Below are 20022 nucleotides of genomic sequence, written 5' to 3'. Positions count from 1 at the left end.
ACACATTCTTCTACATCAAGGATTGACTTTGACAACTTGTTCCCATTTCAGTTTCGTCGGATAGCCCCAATCCGGTTTAGTAGGATCACAGAAATCGCCAACAGACGCCATTCGAGCATAAAGTAATTTAGTAAGCTCTTTACGTTTTTTACTATACTTCGGATTGTCATAAAGATTATTCATTTCCATTGGATCCGCCTTAAGGTCAAAAAGCTGCGGATGACGCTGACCGTCTACATTGTAAAGTATAAGTTTGAAACCATCCTTCTTGATAGCTCGTTGAAGGTTAATATATGTCAGCAATATGTCCTTACGCTTTTTCACTTTCGGGTTCTGTATGGTTTGCGCTAATGAAATACCCTTAACAGTAGTCGGTGCCTTTATATTCGAAAGATCACAGAGAGTGGGGTAAAGGTCATAAAGATAACAGTAGGCATCGCTCATAACATTTTGCGGGATATTAGGTCCGCATATCACCAAAGGCACTCTCACCGCCGCTTCATATAAGTTCTGTTTCCCCAACAGTCCGTGTTCTCCGACACAAAGGCCGTTGTCCGCAGCAAATACGATGATGGTGTTATCGGCTTTGCCGCTTTTTTCAAGCATATCAAGGATACGCCCTATCTGAACATCTACCTCGTTCACCATACTATAATAGCGGGCCCTTTCAGCAAGCACCTGTTCCGGTACACGCGGAGTAGGCAACAGTTTTTCATCACGTTCATTAAGGTCGCCATTATCAAACGGATGCTGTGTGACAAAATTCTTTGGCATCGTAATTTCCTTGCTGCCGTATTTGCGTCCGTAATCGGGTAATACGTTACGCGGATCATGCGGCGAAGTAAATGCGACATACATCAGAAACGGGTTATCATTCGATGCATTTGTTTCAATGAACTTGATGGCGGCATCGGCATACAACTCAGATGAGAAAGTATTGAGTGATGCATTTACCCATTGACCATTTTTGTATTTCCCTGTCGGGTCATACTCATGCAGATAAGGGCATCGGTGTCCCTTTTCTTCCTTTTCATTTCCATAGGGATGCATTCCCCCGAAAAAAATATTTGCACCTGTAGAGAACGAACGGTTGAATGCAGCTTTGTCACTATGCCATTTGCCGGTTCCGAAGGTTGTATAGCCGTTCTCGCGGAACAGTTCGGGAAATGTTTTCTCATTCTTGGGGATGACTTGTCCGTTGCGGTGTACATCCATCAGACCGCGTCCGGTAAGGAGCATCGCACGACTGGGCTGCGAGATGGCACCATTGAGCCCGCCCATTACGTGAGTTTGGGTGAATGATATACCCTGGTTGACAAGCCTATCCATATTCGGAGTCTGAATTTCGTTATTACCCCAGGCATGGATAGTGCTGAATGTCTGGTCATCCGTTAGCAATACAAGTACATTGGGGCGTTTCGGGCTATTTTCTTTATTGTCTTTTTCTGGATTTGCTCCGAATGCGGAAGAGCCTCCAAAAGGTATGTTCAACATTGCCGGAAGGCATAAGAACAGAGTCTTGTTTTTCATTTTGAAATTCATCATACTAGTTTTATTTTATGATTTAAGTTTCTACTTAGACGGTGCCTGGCAAGGGACTGCCCCCCAAGCACGATAATGCCTAGTCATTGCATTGTTCAATTTCCGAAACATATCCCCTTGCAAAGGTAACGGAGTAGTTTCTAAAGAGTCCTCTTCCAAATTGAACATCTGCGCCTTTTCAAAGGGAAGATTCTGTAATAGTTTGTACTCATTATACCTCACAGCACTCTGTGACTTGCCACCAAACTGCGCACCACCTTCATTTCGGAGCCAGAAGACAAAGCGGTCTTCTGTGTTCTGGGTCTTTCCCTTAATGGCATCCAACACGGAAATACCATCTATCTCATGCTTGACCGGTACATTTACAAAGTCACATATAGTAGGCATAAGGTCCATCATCACCACGAAGTGATTGTCACGTCGGCCACCTTCGAAAACTCCCGGCATATTCAATGCGCAAGCGACATGAATACCACCCTCAAACATATCGCCTTTGGCACCCCGGGTAGAACCATTGTTCGCCATACTTCCCCGGTCTCCTCCATTATCAGAAGCAAATATCACCAACGTATTATTCAATTGACCACTTTCCTCAAGAGATTGTATCACCTTACCTATATTATAATCCAAATGTTCAATCAGGGCTATCAGCCTTGCACGCTTAACCGGCAGAGACTTGTCTCTCTCTTGCACCTTGTTCACCCATTCTACCGGAGGTTGCAAAGGAGAATGGGGAGCATTGTAGGCAAGATAAAGAAAAAAGGGATTCTTCTCTTTTGCTTCTTTCTTGATATAATCCACACTCCATGAAGTAAACAATTCGGTAGCATGGCCTTTAGGATCGATTTCCTTGTCATTGAGGTACATATAATTCCCTCCCTGTCGCCGATGCGTGTAATAGTCATCCATCATATCCGCAAGAAAGCCATGAAAATGATCAAATCCTCTTTCATTAGGAAGATTCGGACTTTCCCAACCCAAATGCCACTTACCAATCAGCGCAGTTCTATAACCACCACTCTTGAGCACCTCGGGCATAGTGACGGCAGACGGATCGAAATAACCCCAATTTTGGTCGATGGAGGGACGTATGACTCCGGGCACTCCTACCATAGCCGGGAAACGCCCGGTCAACAGTGCGGCACGCGAAGGAGAAGATACCGATGAATTGGCATAAAAATTATCCAAACGTACTCCCGTTTCAAAGATGCGATCAATATTGGGAGTACTCAAATCTTTGGCATATTGGCAGGACAAATCGCCCAATCCAAGATCATCTACAAGAATCAGCAAGACATTAGGAGTCGCTTTATCAACCGTATTCGAGGCCAAAGCCGCACCGGAAGTCATAGCAGCTCCCAATGCCAACAAGGCTGTTTTTTCTATCTTCATAGTTACTATGTATGTTAACGTGTTATTTTTTATTCGTGCGCTGTACTTTTCGAGCAAACTGATCAGGAACTTCCGAATAGACGGACTCAGCCCAGCGAGTAATCTCCTTGTCCAGTCTTTCAACCAATTCAGGTTCCTGCTTGCTCAAATTATTTTTCTCGTATGGGTCATTGTTCAAATCAAACAAATGCAGCGTAATGTCCCCCTTTTGATTGTAACGAACCAGTTTCCATTTACCGTCTCTCACTGATATAGTCTTATTACCATTACCCCAAAATAAAAGTCTTGGAGCAAGATTTTCTCCTTTGAACAAAGGGACCAGAGAGGTTCCGTCCAGTTTCTTCTTTGAATCGTTATAATGAATGCCAGCCATATCCAGCATAGTTGGAAAAAGGTCGAAACTCATCACTGTTTGTTCGCATGTTGTACCCTCTTTAATAGTACCGGGCATATAACAAATGCCAGGAACACGATGACCACCTTCCCATGGACTTCCTTTAGCACCTTTATATCCTCCGGCAGAACCTCCATTATTTATCACCGGACCATTGTCGGAGAAAAAGACAACGAAAGTATTCTCATCCAGTTTATATTTCTTCAGTGTCTCCAGAATACGCCCTACACTCCAGTCTAGTTCCTCTACCATATCTTTATAGATTTCTTTATTCGATCTATCAGAGTTTTTATCTCCTTCCGGAGTGGCCTCTGTACGAATCGCTTTCTCATGAGGGCCCTGCATGGGAGAATGAGGAGCCGCATGTGCTATATACAGACAAAACGGCTTATCTTTATTTTCCTTTATATAATCTTCGGAGAGCGTTGTTAACAGGGTTGTTGTGTATCCCGGCATATCTTTCACTTCCAGTCCATCCCACCAATCCATATCACCATAACGGTTGCGGTGGCTCTGATAGTCGACATTTCCGGACTTAAAGCCTACAAACTTCTGAAAGCCGAAATTCATCGGATGATGTTTCTGCAAATATCCTAAATGCCATTTGCCAATCAAAGCTGTCCGGTATCCGTTGTCTCCCAAGACTTTTGCAAAGGTTATTTCTTCCGATGGAAGTCCCACCTCCTTATCTTTATCATTCCGGGGCACCAAAAGAACTCTCTCCAAACCAGCTCTCTGTTGATAACGTCCGGTTAATAGCCCGCAACGCGTCGGACTACTAACTGAACCGTTCGAGTGGAAGTCTGTGAACATCATCCCCTTCCGGGCCATTTGATCAATATTCGGGGTTCTTATATACTCATTACCATATATGCCCACATCACCATATCCCATATCATCTGCAACGATAATAACAAAGTTAGGTTGTTTCTGAGCCATCATTTCAACAGGAGAAAATGCTGCTAAAGCACAAGTAGCGGCTACAAAATGTCTTGAGTGATTCTTCATATTTTATGCGATTTTAGTTGTTGAAAGGGAAAACAAATACTTTTATATTTATGCAAATATACGAAATGCTAATACCATTGAGCCACATCTGGTTCCATTTTAAGATAAAAGTAAGTCTACCTACAGACAAAGTTCTATATATCAAATGAATACATTGCAAATAAAGACAATTTATGTAGTTATGGTAAAAATGAATATAAAATCCGATATCTCCATATTCAACACCTTCCTCAACTATAAACAGTTCACAGACCTATTACATTTTCCCCATCGCCCACTACACATAAACGACTACTATTCAACATATTACATATTATACTGTTTTACAAATTCTCTTTGGCGGCTTTACATCCTATAAAAAATTAGTATATTGATTGTATTTTTGTGGCATAACTAAATTTATTACTATATGAGAAATATTATTTCTATCCGCATTCTTTTTCTAATTATTGTATTTTCCATATTTGCAGTTTCTTCATATACAGATGGAAATACATACGCCCAGAATGCCCGAACATTTGCAACAGGAACTGTTGTTGACGAGCAAGGACAGCCTATACCCGGTGTGAATGTCCTTTGCCAAAATTCCAATTATGGGACCACCACTACTATTGATGGCACTTTCAAAATTCAAACGAAAGGTAAAAATCCAATTCTTGAATTTTCGTTTATCGGATTTCAAAAACAAGAGATCACAATCAAAGATCCAAAGAGACTTATTAAGGTAGTCATGATTGAAGACGGCTATATGTTGGATGAAACTGTAGTCATTGGCTATGGAACGCAGACCAAAAGAACAATAACGTCTGCCATGACCTCCATCAAATCCGAAGAATTATCTGGATATGTAGGTTCTTCCATCGAACAGACCATCTCGGGTTTAGTGCCCGGAGTTCGTATACAGACTTCCGATGCAACTCCCGGTGGTGATATTAATGTAGAGGTTCGTGGTATCGGTACCGTTACTGCTGGCTCGGAACCTTTATACATTGTCGACGGAATACCGATGGAAGGCGGCCTGTCAGCAGTCAATCCTGATGATGTATCCAACATTCAGATTCTGAAAGATGCCGCCTCAACCGCTGTATATGGCTCGCGTGGTGCTAATGGTGTAATACTTATCACGACCAAACGCGGTGAAAGTGCCAAACCGACAGTAACTATCAATGCCGCAACCACCATAGCACAAATACAACATAAGTTTGAATTGATGAACACAGCCCAATTGCTGGAATATTATAAAGATAAGAATCTGAATGAAAGATTCCGTTACACAACAAACCAGAGCCAGGATTATTTTCCTTTCGACGAAAACCTCAACACAGACTGGCAAGATGCCATCTTCCAAAATGCCATTCAGCAGAAATACAATCTGTCTATCGCAGGAGGAAGTAAAAATATGCGCTATCGAATCTCCGGAGAATACTTCGACCAGGAAGGTATTCTGATATGTACCGGAATGAAAAGATTTGCTTTCCGTTCCAACTTCGACATCGAATTAAATAAATGGGCCAAAGTAACTGTCAACTTTGCTCCTACGTTTATTAACCAGAAAAAGACCAGAGAAGGTGGAGAAGGCTCGAACAGCGTAATCCGAACCGCAATTTCCATGTATCCCTTTTTCCCGGTCAAACTCCCGAATGGAGAATATTTCTCCACATTAGAGTACAACCTGGCACCGACTAAGGCAACCGATTCAAGAGATCCCGAAACCGGCGCATTCCCCACTCTTACCGATTCACCATTGGCTGACAATCAAGACAACCCAGTCAGAATCGCTCACGAATACAAAAACGAAACGAGTCAAAATCGCATTGTTGGCGGTCTTAACTTCGAATTAAAGTTGGCCAAGGGATTAACGTTCAAACCATCATTGGCTATCGATATCATGTCATCCGAAAACTCAATATGGTATCCGGCTTCCATTGGCAAAAACCGTACTGACTCTGAAGCTTCCACCACAATGACCCGCAAGCTCATGTGGATTAACGAAAACATACTGACCTATCAGAAAGAGTTCGGAGACCATAATATCAGTGCCGTAGGAGGTATGACTATACAAAGCAACCAGCTCAACAAGCTCTACACATCCGCCTATCATTTTGCAACAGAGTCTCTCCCTTCCATCAACGGAGGTGTAGTCAACGGAGGATCTTATAATAAGACTGAAGACCGTATGCTATCCTACATAGCCCGACTGACCTACGACTACAAAAGAAAATATATGGTTCAAGGAGTATTCCGTGCAGATGGTTCAAGCCGCTTCGGAAAGAACAACAAATATGGTTATTTCCCCTCCATTTCTGCAGGATGGGCCATGACGGAAGAAAAGTTCATGAAACCACTCAGGAAAGTACTTAGTGAACTCAAATTGCGAGGTAGCTTCGGGTTATCCGGCAACAATGCTATCGGAGACTACAACTATGAGACCAAAATGTCACAGCAATCGTATATAGTAGACGGGTCTGTTGTAAGTGGCTGGGCTCCATCGAACATCGCTAATCCAGATTTGAAATGGGAAGTGTCCAAACAGACAAACTTAGGTATAGATATAGGGCTTTTCCACAACCGAATATTCATGCAACTTGATTTATACAAATCTATCACCTCCGATATGCTTCTCAATACAATCGTTCCAAGCACTTTAGGAGTTTCACGTATGCTACAAAACGTCGGTTCCGTTGAGAATAAGGGTATCGAGTTCAATATCGTATCACGCAACCTGACCGGCAAATTCAAATGGACAACTACGTTCAACATCTCTGCCAACCGAAACAAGGTATTGGCACTAGGACTCGATTCTGAAGCCATCACTGATGGAGTAGCAGAATCAAACATCACGAAAGTAGGCTATCCGATAGGTATGTTCTACGGAAATGTATTCGGTGGTATCTATCAGTCAATGGAGGAGATTCAAGCACTGCGGAACGACCCCTATTCGGGACTGGCTTTCGACCCGAACGTTCGTCCGGGAGACTGTAAATGGTATGATCTCAACGGTGACGGACTTTATGATGACAATGACCGTACTATTATAGGAAATCCTTATCCGCGTTTCAATGCCGGTATGGTCAACACATTCTCATACAAAAACTTTTCATTTAGTTTTCAGTTGAACGGACAATACGGAAATCAGATTTACAACTATACATTACGTGAAACACTCCGCGGAAACAACAATAGCAACCTTTCCATCAAAGTAGTAGACAGATGGCGTTCGCCCGAATCACCGGGTAATGGTTTAGCAGACCGTACTTACACCTCCAATGATGTACGTCCAACCACGGAAATGAGCAAATTTACCAACCGATATCTCGAAGATGGTTCTTATCTGTCTATCCGTAATATCCAGCTTTCGTACACATTCGACAAAAAAATGCTTCGAAAAACCTTTTTAAACGGATTAGTACTAAGTTTCAATATCGACAACTTGCATACTTTCACCCAATATACCGGTATGAACCCCGAAGCCAACACATTCCGTTCGGCTACCGCACCGGGCATCGACCGTACCGGATATCCTTTATCCAGAAATTTCACCATGGGACTGAAAGTTACATTATAAATCAAAAGCATGAAAAAGAATATGAAAAATTTGAAGAATATATTTACAATGGCATTGGTTACTACCTGTATGTCCGCTTGTACCGGTTTTCTAGACATTGAGCCGGAAACCACTTTAACGGGTAAGAATTTCTACAAGTCACCTGATGATATACGTTCAGCATTGTATTCAACTTACTCTTCTTTGAGAGACAACGGACTGTATTCGGCCAGCATCTATCTCTTCGGTGATGTGCGTTCGGATGTCGCATTCCCAAATCAGACCAATTATTATGCCAATACTTTCCGACATGAAATTGAAAAATTTACCATATCTGCCAACAACAGCGGAAACCAAAACTATTGGGCTCATCACTACAAAGGAATCATAAGAGCCAACACGGTCATCGAAAAAGGAAAAGAACTTTTCGGGAATGATGAAGCTGTTCAGAAGTACATTGCAGAGGCCGAAGTACTACGTGCCCTTTTCTATTTCAACTTAGTTCGCGCTTACGGCGGAGTACCCATCATTATGGATATCCCGCAAGAATACACCGATTCCAGAGGTCATCTGCGTGCATCAACAGAAGAGGTGTATATACGGATTCTCACTGATTTGACCACCGCCATCGAATCTAACAATCTTTATCGCTCAACAAATAGCGGAGAGAAAACTCCAACAGGAAGAGTTAACAAATATGCGGCAGAAGCTTTACTGGGAAAAGTACTTCTATCCATGCCGAACGACATCACAGAAGCTGCTTACCCCAACGTAGAAGCATGGAAAGATATATCTGCCAATCCAAACATTACCGTATTTTATCCGGAAACGACCACTACGCAATACGAAGCCGCCAAGTATTATCTAGAAGATGTGATAAACAATGGAGGATACGAATTGTACCCGAATTTCAGTGAATTATTCAAGCCCACAAACAAACATTCAAGCGAATCTATATGGGAAGTGGAATACAAAACAGGTCAGGCAGAAGGATTGGGCAGCCCGTTCTACACTCTTTTCTCACCCGCATCTTATGCACCCCGCAATAAAGCCAACTCAAACGGATATATCCCATCTCCCATTTCAAATCAAGGAAATGGCGCATGCGCACCGACCGGATATTTTATGGACATGGCAAAGAAATGGGATTCCATGTATCCCGATTATCAATACGAAGTACGCAAATTCGATGATGTTATCTACACCGATACACGCATCAGCAATGGTAATATCAAATTAGACACAGACGGTGTTTCTTATCTTCCGGTTAATGAGAACAAAGATTATACACAAAACGTCGCATATCCTTACGACCCTTATACTGGTACCTCTTTCCGGACTTCTGTCAAAGGCTTTAGCGCAGACGACCAGTGGATGTGCGGCAAATACATGGGTTCATCAGAATATAAAGTAAATGATTCTGATGACAATTGGTATATCCTCCGTTTTGCGGACGTACTGCTGTTATTGGCAGAAGCGGAAGCACATATAAGTGACGGAGTTCTATCACAAAGCGTTTTGAATAATACAATCAACCTTGTACGGGAAAGGGCCGGTATTGTTCCGTACCTTGCGTCTGGAGACTCTAATAAAGAATGGGTTCTAGATACTCCGGAAAAGGTTTATCAAGCAATCTATGACGAACGAACATTGGAATTGGCGTTCGAAGGACACCGCTGGTTCGATCTCGTACGCTCAGGGAAAGCAGTAGAAGTAATGAACCAACATTTCACCAACTTCTATAATGCTTATACTTCCAACAGCTCTCCTAATGTGAACAACTACTATATGAAGAGCGAAAAATTTGAGATTGACCAATACTGTACCTTATTTCCTATTCCGTCACAAGAGATACGTTCCAATCCTAAGCTGACACAGAATTATGGTGCAAGATAACAAATGTTATATAAACGAAAGGAAACATGATTATGAATAAGATTACCGCATTACTATCCATATTGTTTATTTCAGGTCTGTTCTGTTCTTGCGAACACCCCGGAATGGAATATATTGTACAAGAAAAGGGGTTGAACGTACAAGAATCAACCATTTATGTAGACGGATTCCTGGCTAAAGGCACCCCCGCTTTTGCCGGTGATGAAAACGAACCGGGTGACCGCTTGGGTATCCCGTTCGTCAACGGGTTTGGCCGGAAACTACTCGTCAAGTTTGTTGATCGGTCATCCGAAACCGGATTGAAAATAGAAGACGGAGAGGTACAACTCTCCTTTCAGGGAGATAAACAATATGCTTATTTCCCAATAAGCGGAACCCCAACGCAAGACGGGGCGGTACCCATCTCATTTGATATTTTTGAAAATGGAGAAAAAATTGGCACTACTGTTACTAAAACAATTCCAGTTTGGGCTGAGGGTACTCAACGTCCTGCACGTGAACTCATTCCTACCAGTGAGAAACCTTTTGTTCTTCTCGGTGGAGAAATTAACTGGGTAAATCAATCTGCCCCAGTGCCCGGAGCACAAAACGAACAAATATTTTGGTATGCGCGAATGTCCAGTCCCTCCACAGAAATCAAAACAGCAGGACTTACATACAACTGTGTTGCTAACCTACGTTACAATTCCATTATGATTGCCAATAATGCCATTCGCCCCAGTTTTACCGAAGAAAATGGCGTAAAAGCACTTACCTTATTTACTCCCACCCAAGAAAACATCGAACAATACCCCGAAGCTTTTACATTAAAAGACGGCACTCTAAGCCACGTTTGGGGAGAAAATGACATATTCTTTCATGGGACAAACTCAAAACCAATTTCTGTAGGCATGTGGGACGAAAACACATCTGATATACTCTATGGCGGAAACCGCACACGTCCCATGTCATCCGCATCTTGGACTATCAGTGCTTCAACGCCCAAGTCTTATATCGAAAAGCCTGGTAACTATAAGATATACATCAAGTATGCAAATACAGATGCCGGTAATGACATCGTGCAGTATTTTCCCAAACATCCTGTCACAGGAGAAACAGGATGGGTGCCTTTTGAATTTACAATTACTGAAAATCCGGTGTCCGGATTTGTTGTCAATCCAAACCTTACTACTGATACTGACATACCGACCTTCAATGAAGATTGGGAACCTACAGAAAGTAATCCCGTAAAAGCAGTACGAGGAGAATTGGTATACAAAAGTAACCAGCAAACGAAAATTCTAACCAAAGGAGAGGCACTTGGAGGTAATATTGCTTTGCGCATTTGGTTTGCAACATACAAGTCAGAAGGGGTTACAGCACCAACAGGCTATAACTTCAAAGCGCATGATGACAGTAAGAACAACTGGTTTAGAGGATTCTACACACCAGATGTTGTAAAAGTAGCCGGTAACAAATCCAAAATTGGAGCTGGAACAGCCAACAAGAAAAGTAATGAGACCGTTCATTTCTTTGAAGATCCAAAATTAAATGAAAAGTACTTCATATCGTATGTCGATTTCAATGCGGATGCAAGTACCTTATTAAATAAAGCGGGAACATTCACTTTCATATTCGATTCACTGCCTAACTCAGGCACGGCAACCCCCAAATTTGAGAATGGATTCACCTGTCCTATAAATGTTATAGTACAAGAATAAACCACAAATGTGAGTTCAATGATTTTTCACGTTATATTACTCTGAAAATTCATTGGACTCACATAGACTAATTGATAAAGATATAGAATTCACAAAAAGATCTAATCAAAAGTGATGAACAAACTAATAACAATCTCATCCGCACTCCTTGCGGCAACTGCCATAAAGGCGCAATCGCCCAATGTGATATTTATATTAGCAGATGATTTAGGCTATGGGGACATTTCGGCATTCAATCCGGAATCCAAAATCCATACTCCGAACATCGATAACTTGACACACTCCGGAATTTCCTTTACGGATGCCCATTCATCTTCCGCACTCTCCACTCCCTCGCGCTACTCCATTATCACCGGAAGGTATCCTTGGCGGACAACCATGAAAAGTGGAGTGCTGAATGGGTTCTCTCCAGCCATGATTACTCCCGACCGCCGGACAATTGCCCAAATGTTTTCTGAAAACGGCTACAGCACTGCCTGCATCGGGAAATGGCATCTTGGTTGGGACTGGGCATACATACAAAATAGTCAGAGAAAGCAGAAAGATGTAGACTTCTCACAACCCATCAAAAACGGACCTACAGAGAGAGGATTTGACTATTTCTACGGCATACCAGCATCGCTGGGCACAGCTCCACACGTTTATATAGAAAACAACAAAGTGACCGCTCTTCCCAACCGTACCATCGGTCCACAGAAAGGAATCAAACTGATACGCAACGGAGCAGCAGGCGCCGATTTTGAGCCGCAAGACTGCCTGCCTAATATCATACGCCACAGCGTGGATTATATCGACAAACAACGCAACAGTCAGAAACCGTTCTTCCTCTATCTCCCCATCACCGCACCACATACGCCCGTATTACCGGCAGAGAAATATAAAGGTCAAACAATTATAGGAGATTATGGCGATTTCGTAGTCATGATAGATGACATGGTGCAACAAATTGTGGAAACATTAAAGAAAAACAACCAACTGGAAAATACCATCATCATCTTTACATCGGATAACGGATGCGCTCCTTATATAGGTGTTAAAGAAATGGAAGAGAAAGGACATCACCCAAGTTACATTTACAGAGGTTATAAAAATGATATTTACGAAGGTGGACACCGTATACCGCTCATCGTATCCTGGAAGGGAAAATATGCAAACGAAATCAATGGATCACTGGTCTCACTTGCCGACTTTTACGCTACCTTTGCCCAAATGATGAACTATCGGCTAAAGGATAAAGAAGCAGAGGATAGTTATAGTATATGGCCAATACTAAACAAAGAAGGGACGTCTGCGCGTAAGAACCTTATTTATGCATCGGGCAAAGGATACCTTTCTCTGCGCACTCCCAAATTGAAGCTAGTATTCCACGGTGGTTCAGGCGGATGGGGTTATCCGAACAAGCCTGCCGAACTTGCCCAGTTGCCTAGTATGCAACTTTTCGATCTGGAGAAAGATCCGTCGGAAACAAAGAATCTCATCGGTGACAAACGTTATAAGAAAAATGTAGAAGAAATGACACAACTAATCAGGAAGTATGTAGAAGAAGGACGTTCCACACCCGGAAAGAAGAGCGCGAATGATACAGGCAATAGCTGGGAGCAAATCGAAATTTTCATGCAATAGCAGAATTCTAAAGTTAAAATATTAATATCTCAAAATATCGACAAATGAAAGCAATTAATTGTCTCTTATGGGAATGTCTCGCAATAGTTCCTTCGGCACTGATGGCTCAAACAACCAACAGTCAGCCTAATATCGTGTTAATCTTAGCCGATGATATGGGGCGCGAATGTTTAGGATGTTACGGTAGTACCTATCACACCCCAAACCTTGACAGACTTTCGGAAATAGGAGTGAGATTCGACAATTGTTTCTCCCAACCCCTAAGCACACCATCACGTGTACAACTAATGACAGGTAAATACAACAATAAGAATTACTCACGCTTTGGACACTTGAATCAAACGGAAAAAACCTTTGCCCATTTGGCAAAAGATGCCGGATATACTACTATGATAGCCGGCAAATGGCAATTAGGCAGAAACAAAAACTTACCTCATCATTTTGGTTTTGATCGCTATTGCCTTTGGCAGTTAAGCTATGACAGGATGATAAAAGAAAGATATGCTGCTCCATTAATAGAACAAGATGGAGGTATAAAACTTTATTCAAACGATGAATATGGACCGGATATATTCGCTCAATATGTGACCGACTTTATTGAAGAAAACAAAGCTAAACCTTTCTTCGTGTATTATCCTATGGTACTGGTGCACGACCCATTTTACCCCACTCCACAAAGTGACGTATGGGAAGCCCCCTCCATGCGCGAGGTACGCAATAACGCCAATTTTCCAAAGATGGTAGAACATGTAGACAAAAACGTGGGCATGATATTCAACAAGTTGGAAAATTTGAACTTATTGAGCAATACCATTATCATTTTTATAGGAGATAACGGAACAAATCGTAAAATTAGAACAACCATGAAAGATGGATCGGTAGTGAGGGGTGGAAAGGGACTGACAAGCGACACCGGAGTACGTGTACCCATGATAGTTTACTGGGGAAAGAGTGTCTATACAGAACATGAATGTACAGATATGATAGATTTTACCGATTTTATGCCTACTTTTGCCGAAGCCATGAATACTAAAGTGCCTAAAGAATGGGATATAGACGGACAAAGCTTTTTACCTCAAATAAAGGGGAAGAAAGGTAAGGCTCGCGAATGGGTGTTCTGCCATTACGATTCGAGATTCGGCACATCAGGAAGTAAAAATGCAAAACAATTTTTCAGAGATGTACGATATAAACTCTATTCTGATGGCAATTTTTATGACACGATAAACGATCCCGAGGAAACAAATCCGATCAAAAAGGGTAGAGGAAGTGTAGAAGCGGAAAAGTCAAGAAAAAAGCTAGAAAAGCTCTTCTTAACTATACCAGCTTGGAAAGTGGGAGATCCTGCAGTGCCTATGTGCATATTACCAGAATTTCCTTTATTAGAAACTCCTAAAGACATGGGATTAGACCAGATATTACACTCATACTAAAAAAATTATATGAATAAACTAATAACACTCTCATCGGCATTATTTACAACAACTGCCATCAACGCCCAATCTCCCAATATAATATTTATATTAGCAGATGATTTAGGTTATGGAGATATCTCAGCATTCAACCCAGAATCTAAGATTTCCACTCCCAACATTGATAATCTGACTCAAGATGGGATTACTTTTACGGATGCACATTCCTCCTCCGCTTTGTCAACACCTTCACGATATTCCATTCTCACCGGAAGATATCCATGGCGTACTAAATTAAAAGAAGGAGTGCTTGACGGATACTCTCCTGCCATGATTACCCCTGATCGTCGAACAATAGCCCAAATGTTATCTGAAAATGGTTATAACACTGCTTGTATTGGTAAATGGCATCTGGGCTGGGACTGGGGATATCCTCAAAATGCCCAGAATAAAAAAGATGTAGATTTTTCACTCCCTATCAAAAATGGTCCTACAGACAGGGGATTCGACTATTTTTACGGCATACCTTCTTCTCTTGACATAGCACCTTATGTCTATGTAGAAAATAACAAAGTGACTGCTCTTCCTAATCATATAATCGAACCTCAAAAAGGACTTAAACTGATGCATGGGGGAGTGGCAGGAGCTGACTTTGATCCACAAGATTGCCTGCCCAATATCATCCGTCACAGCATAAACTATATCAGCAAACAAAAAAACAGCAAGAAACCCTTTTTCTTGTATTTGCCCATCACAGCTCCTCATACACCGGTATTACCTGCAAATGAATATAAAGGGAAAACTACAATAGGGGATTATGGTGATTTTGTTGTAATGATAGACGATATGATACAACAAATTATAAAAGCACTACAAAAAAATGGTCAACTAGATAATACCATCGTGATCTTTACATCTGATAATGGTTGTGCACCTTATGTTGGTGTAAAAGAGATGGAAAAACAAGGACATTTTCCAAGTTATATTTACAGAGGTTATAAAACTGATATTTACGAAGGAGGACATAGAATTCCCCTAATAGTATCTTGGAAAGGAAAATTCTCCAACGAAACAAATAATTCTCTTGTCTCTCTTACCGACTTCTATGCAACTTTCGCACAAATGGTCAATCACAAACTAAAAGATGAAGAAGCTGTAGATAGTTACAGTATATGGCCTATACTAAGTAAGCAAGGGGCTTCTAACCGCAAAGACCTTGTTTATGAATCAGGAAAAGGATATCTGTCTCTGCGTACACCACAACTTAAACTAGTATTCAATGGAGGTTCAGGCGGATGGGGATACCCTAATAAACCCGCAGATCTAGCACAATTACCTCCAATGCAACTATTTAATCTTAAAGAAGATCCATCGGAGAAAGAAAATATTATTCACGATAAATGCTATGAGCAAGAAGTAAAAGAAATGACACAGCTTATTAGAAAGTACGTGAAAGAAGGACGTTCTACACCAGGAGCAGAAGTAGCAAACGATACTGAGAACGATTGGAAACAGATAAATATTTTTATGCAATAATCATTTATAAAACAACAAAACCATGCATTACTTACTAGTGAACATTTTCTGTGCATTGACTCTATCAACAACCAGTCCTAACGCAGAAAGAGCCCAACAAACTTTGGATGCCCTCTACAAATATTATGCAGCACCCAATACTTGTTTGCTGCGCGAAAATTATCCTTCTGACCAGAACACCAAAGCAACTTATCTGGCGTCAGAAGAACAAGCAAAAAGGCATAATGAATATTCTTATCTTTGGCCATATTCGGGTACATTCTCTGCAGTAAACGCATTACTGGAAAGCACCGGAAACAAAAAATACAAGAAACTTCTGGAAAATAAAGTACTCCCCGGATTGGAAGAGTATTTCGACACACGAAGAGAACCATTCGCTTACTCATCCTATATCAGTAATCAACCTCTCTCCGATCGTTTTTATGATGACAACGTTTGGCTAGGCATTGATTTTACCGATTCTTATCGTATGACTAAAAAACAAGCCTATCTGGAAAAAGCCGAACTGATATGGGAGTTTATTCTTAGCGGTAAAGACGAAGTGCTTGGAGGAGGAATCTACTGGTGTGAACAAAAAAAAGAGTCCAAAAACACTTGCTCAAATGCACCTGGAGCCGTTTTTGCTCTCAAGCTATTTCAGGCAACTCAAGACAGCATCTATCTGAAACAAGGGAAAGAGTTATACGAATGGACTAAAAAGAATTTAGAAGATCCAAAAGATCATTTATACTTTGACAACATTGCACTCAATAAGAAAATCGGGCGTGCCAAATTCGCCTATAATAGTGGTCAAATGATGCAAGCTGCCGCCCTACTCTACCAAATAACAAAACAGAAAAACTATTTGGAAGATGCTCAAAATATAGCCGAAGCATGTCACAAGCACTTTTTCACTCATTTCACCTCTCCAAACGGACAAACATTTCAATTACTGAAAAAAGGAAATATCTGGTTCACAGCAGTCATGCTAAGAGGATTTATAGAGCTTTATCAAACTGATCATAATAAGACCTATCTAGCCGACTTCCAAAAAAGCCTTGATTATGCATGGCAATATGCCAGGGATGAACGGGGACTCTTCCAAACAGATTGGAGCGGAGCAGATAAAAATGAGAAAAAATGGCTTTTGACACAAGCTGCTTTTGTAGAAATGTATGGCAGATTAGCCGGAATCAATTTATAATAACCACTTTTAATAACCCTCTCAAAAACACTGTAAAGATGAAGAAAAGAAACATCGGAATATGTATTATTACAACCACCCTATTAATGGGAAGTCATGCGAACGCTACAGAGCTCATTCTTGCTAAAGATCATACCAATGTAGTCAATCAGGCAGCTGAAATTGCCGCTTATAAAAGTAACCGTCCACCTGTAAGCAAACGTCTTTTTACATCAAAAGCCGTGGAAGCAGAAATTATCAGGGTAAAAAAGTTACTTACTAATCAAAAATTGGCATGGATGTTCGAGAATTGTTTTCCCAATACCCTTGAAACAACGGTCCATTATCGTACAACAGACGGTAAGCCTGATACTTTTGTTTATACAGGCGATATTCATGCCATGTGGCTACGCGACTCGGGAGCACAGGTTTGGCCTTATGTACAACTGGCCAATAGAGATCCGGAGTTAAAGAAAATGCTTGAAGGAGTAATCCGCAGACAATTTAAATGTATCAATATTGATCCATACGCTAATGCTTTTAATGACGGAGCTGTCGGAGGGGAATGGATGTCCGACCTGACCGACATGAAACCTGAATTACATGAAAGAAAATGGGAAATAGATTCTCTATGTTATCCACTACGTCTGGCCTACCAATATTGGAAAGAAACCGGTGACGCAAGTATTTTCGACAGTGAATGGATACAAGCCATCACCAACATCCTGACTACTTTTAAGGAACAGCAACGCAAAGAAGGAGTGGGGCCTTATAAATTTCAACGCAAAACAGAACGTGCACTCGATACATTGAACAATAATGGCCTAGGTGCTCCGGTAAATCCTGTCGGACTTATTGTTTCAGCTTTCCGCCCATCTGACGATGCTACAACCTTGCAATTTCTTATCCCTTCCAATTTCTTCGCTGTTTCTTCGCTAAAGAAAGCTGCTGAAATTCTAAATGCTGTAAATCAAAATGCAGAACTGGCAAAAGAATGCACAGATCTGGCAAAAGAAGTAGAAGCTGCACTAAAAAAATATGCGACTTATAATCACCCTAAATATGGTACAATTTACGCCTTTGAGGTAGATGGCTTCGGAAATCATTTCTTAATGGATGACGCTAATGTACCAAGCTTGCTGGCAATGCCTTATCTTGGTGATGTAGAAATCAACGATCCTATCTATCAAAATACACGCCGTTTTGTATGGAGCAAAGACAACCCTTATTTCTTCAAGGGAAAAGCAGGAGAAGGTATTGGCGGGCCTCACATCGGTTATGATATGGTATGGCCAATGAGCATCATGATGAAAGCATTTACCAGCCAGGACGATCAGGAGATCAAGGATTGTGTAAAAATGCTGATCAATACGGATGCAGGGACAGGCTTTATGCATGAATCTTTTCACAAAGATGACCCCAATAATTTCACCCGCGCTTGGTTCGCATGGCAAAATACCTTATTTGGCGAACTTATTCTAAAGTTAATCAATGAAGGAAAAACGGATTTATTAAACAGTATTCAATAAAGTTGATTCAAGCAACTTCTCATTCAGGGCGCTCTTCCACCGGAAGATGCGCCCTTTTTTAACGCGTAAATTACTATTAACTTTGGCTAATTATCGCAAAGGAATTATCACATCTTCGGGTAATTCTTATCTTTGCAGTATACGATTCAAGACAAAGAAACTATGTATAAAAACCTGTTAAGCTGGCTTACTGTTTTATTAGTGCTCCCGTCGTGCTCCGGCACATCACCTGCTATATCTGTGGTATGTGAGGAAAATAATATAGGGAACTGTATTATCAAATGGGAAACGGCACCGATATTAAAAGGACAGGTAAAAGTATACACCTCTACTTCTCCGGAAATTATTCCGGAAGATTCTCCCATTGCAATGGCTAACATCTCCAGTGGTAAAATGACAATCGTAACCAACGATCCATCCCAACGTTATTACTACTTGATGGTGTTTAACAACAAATACCGGATCAAAGTAGCTACCCGCAACATCAATATCCCTGGTGTACAGAACTTCCGCGACTTAGGAGGATACGAATCTGCTGACACCGGAAAATCTCTTCGTTGGGGAATGATATACCGTTCCGCACAAATAGACAGTATTCCTCCCTGTTCCCGTCAAGAGCTTAAAAATATGGGAATACGAACAATTATAGACTTACGTTCTGAAAATGAACGCCACCACTATCCGCAACTACATGATGACAAGTTTAAAATCGTACATATCCCCATCCTCACAGGGAACATGGAGAAAATTCTGCAAGGTATTCGGGAAGAAAAAATAAAAACTGATACCATCTACCGTCTGGTAGAACGAATGAACCGGGAATTAGTTATAAACTACCAAAAGGAATTCAAAGAGTTGTTCACCGTTCTTCTCGACCGTAGCAATTATCCGGTTGTCATACATTGTACATCCGGGAAAGGACGTACAGGAGTTGTTTCCGCACTCCTACTCGCCGCTCTCGGCGTCAATGAAGATGTGATAATGGAAGATTATCGTTTGAGTAACGATTATTTCAATATTCCCAAAGCCTCTAAATACGCATATAAATTACCTGTCAACTCTCAAGAGGCAATCACTACCATTTACTCGGCTAAAGAAGATTTCCTGAATGCCGCAAAGGAACAGATTGAATCTGAATATGGGAGTATACAAACTTATCTGAAAAAAGGAATCGGACTTTCTACAGAAGATATAAAACGGTTACACAGCATTCTATTAACTGATAATTGATTGTTGATAAATGATAAATACGATGACGTCTACAATAATTATCCGTTATCAACC

At 41.2% G+C, this 20022-nt stretch carries 12 protein-coding genes; 9 read left to right on the top strand and 3 right to left on the bottom strand.

The features are described from left to right. Positions 1–15: 15 nt before the first annotated feature. Genes I2I04_RS08455 through I2I04_RS08445 form a run of 3 tightly spaced genes read right to left on the bottom strand, consistent with a single transcriptional unit; the run spans position 16 to position 4336 of the window. The gene (locus I2I04_RS08455; RefSeq protein ID WP_195473125.1) at positions 16–1545 is read right to left on the bottom strand and encodes a sulfatase-like hydrolase/transferase; all 1530 of its coding nucleotides are present in this window, start codon (positions 1543–1545) and stop codon (positions 16–18) included. Positions 1546–1572: 27 nt separating this feature from the next. Further along, a complete protein-coding gene (locus tag I2I04_RS08450; RefSeq protein ID WP_195654796.1) occupies positions 1573–2934 on the bottom strand; it encodes a sulfatase in 1362 nt (453 codons plus the stop codon). A 22-nt stretch (positions 2935–2956) separates the two neighbouring features. Continuing rightward, entirely contained in the window at positions 2957–4336 is a 1380-nt protein-coding gene (locus I2I04_RS08445; protein WP_143256671.1) for a sulfatase-like hydrolase/transferase, read from the bottom strand. Positions 4337–4745: 409 nt separating this feature from the next. Here I2I04_RS08445 and I2I04_RS08440 point away from each other — a divergent pair, with 409 nt between their 5' ends. The 9 genes from I2I04_RS08440 to I2I04_RS08400 all read left to right on the top strand — a co-directional run bounded on the left by I2I04_RS08440 (position 4746) and on the right by I2I04_RS08400 (position 19968). Beyond that, the gene (locus I2I04_RS08440) at positions 4746–7901 is read left to right on the top strand and encodes a SusC/RagA family TonB-linked outer membrane protein (RefSeq protein WP_195654795.1); all 3156 of its coding nucleotides are present in this window, start codon (positions 4746–4748) and stop codon (positions 7899–7901) included. A gap of 9 nt (positions 7902–7910) precedes the next feature. Beyond that, positions 7911–9776, top strand: coding sequence for a RagB/SusD family nutrient uptake outer membrane protein (locus I2I04_RS08435; protein ID WP_229126957.1), 1866 nt, complete (start codon positions 7911–7913; stop codon positions 9774–9776). 32 nt (positions 9777–9808) lie between these two features. Beyond that, on the top strand, positions 9809–11476 hold the full coding sequence (locus I2I04_RS08430) for a hypothetical protein (RefSeq protein WP_229126956.1): 1668 nt from the start codon (positions 9809–9811) through the stop codon (positions 11474–11476). A 114-nt stretch (positions 11477–11590) separates the two neighbouring features. After that, positions 11591–13099: a sulfatase-like hydrolase/transferase gene (locus I2I04_RS08425; RefSeq protein ID WP_195654793.1), complete on the top strand. Its 1509-nt coding sequence runs from the start codon at positions 11591–11593 to the stop codon at positions 13097–13099. A gap of 44 nt (positions 13100–13143) precedes the next feature. Further along, on the top strand, positions 13144–14532 hold the full coding sequence (locus tag I2I04_RS08420; protein ID WP_195654792.1) for a sulfatase-like hydrolase/transferase: 1389 nt from the start codon (positions 13144–13146) through the stop codon (positions 14530–14532). Positions 14533–14541: 9 nt separating this feature from the next. Beyond that, positions 14542–16047 (top strand): sulfatase family protein, encoded by a 1506-nt coding sequence (locus tag I2I04_RS08415; RefSeq protein ID WP_195654791.1) that lies wholly within the window; start codon positions 14542–14544, stop codon positions 16045–16047. A 22-nt stretch (positions 16048–16069) separates the two neighbouring features. Continuing rightward, positions 16070–17230: a glycoside hydrolase family 76 protein gene (locus tag I2I04_RS08410; RefSeq protein ID WP_143256665.1), complete on the top strand. Its 1161-nt coding sequence runs from the start codon at positions 16070–16072 to the stop codon at positions 17228–17230. Between the two features lie 38 nt (positions 17231–17268). Continuing rightward, the gene (locus I2I04_RS08405) at positions 17269–18738 is read left to right on the top strand and encodes a glycoside hydrolase family 125 protein (RefSeq protein ID WP_143256664.1); all 1470 of its coding nucleotides are present in this window, start codon (positions 17269–17271) and stop codon (positions 18736–18738) included. 162 nt (positions 18739–18900) lie between these two features. Beyond that, on the top strand, positions 18901–19968 hold the full coding sequence (locus I2I04_RS08400; RefSeq protein ID WP_143256663.1) for a tyrosine-protein phosphatase: 1068 nt from the start codon (positions 18901–18903) through the stop codon (positions 19966–19968). Positions 19969–20022 lie beyond the last annotated feature (54 nt).

The sequence above is a fragment of the Bacteroides sp. 1001136B_160425_E2 genome, assembly GCF_015559655.1.
GTDB lineage: Bacteria > Bacteroidota > Bacteroidia > Bacteroidales > Bacteroidaceae > Bacteroides > Bacteroides luhongzhouii.
This window is presented reverse-complemented; position numbering and strand designations above follow the sequence as displayed.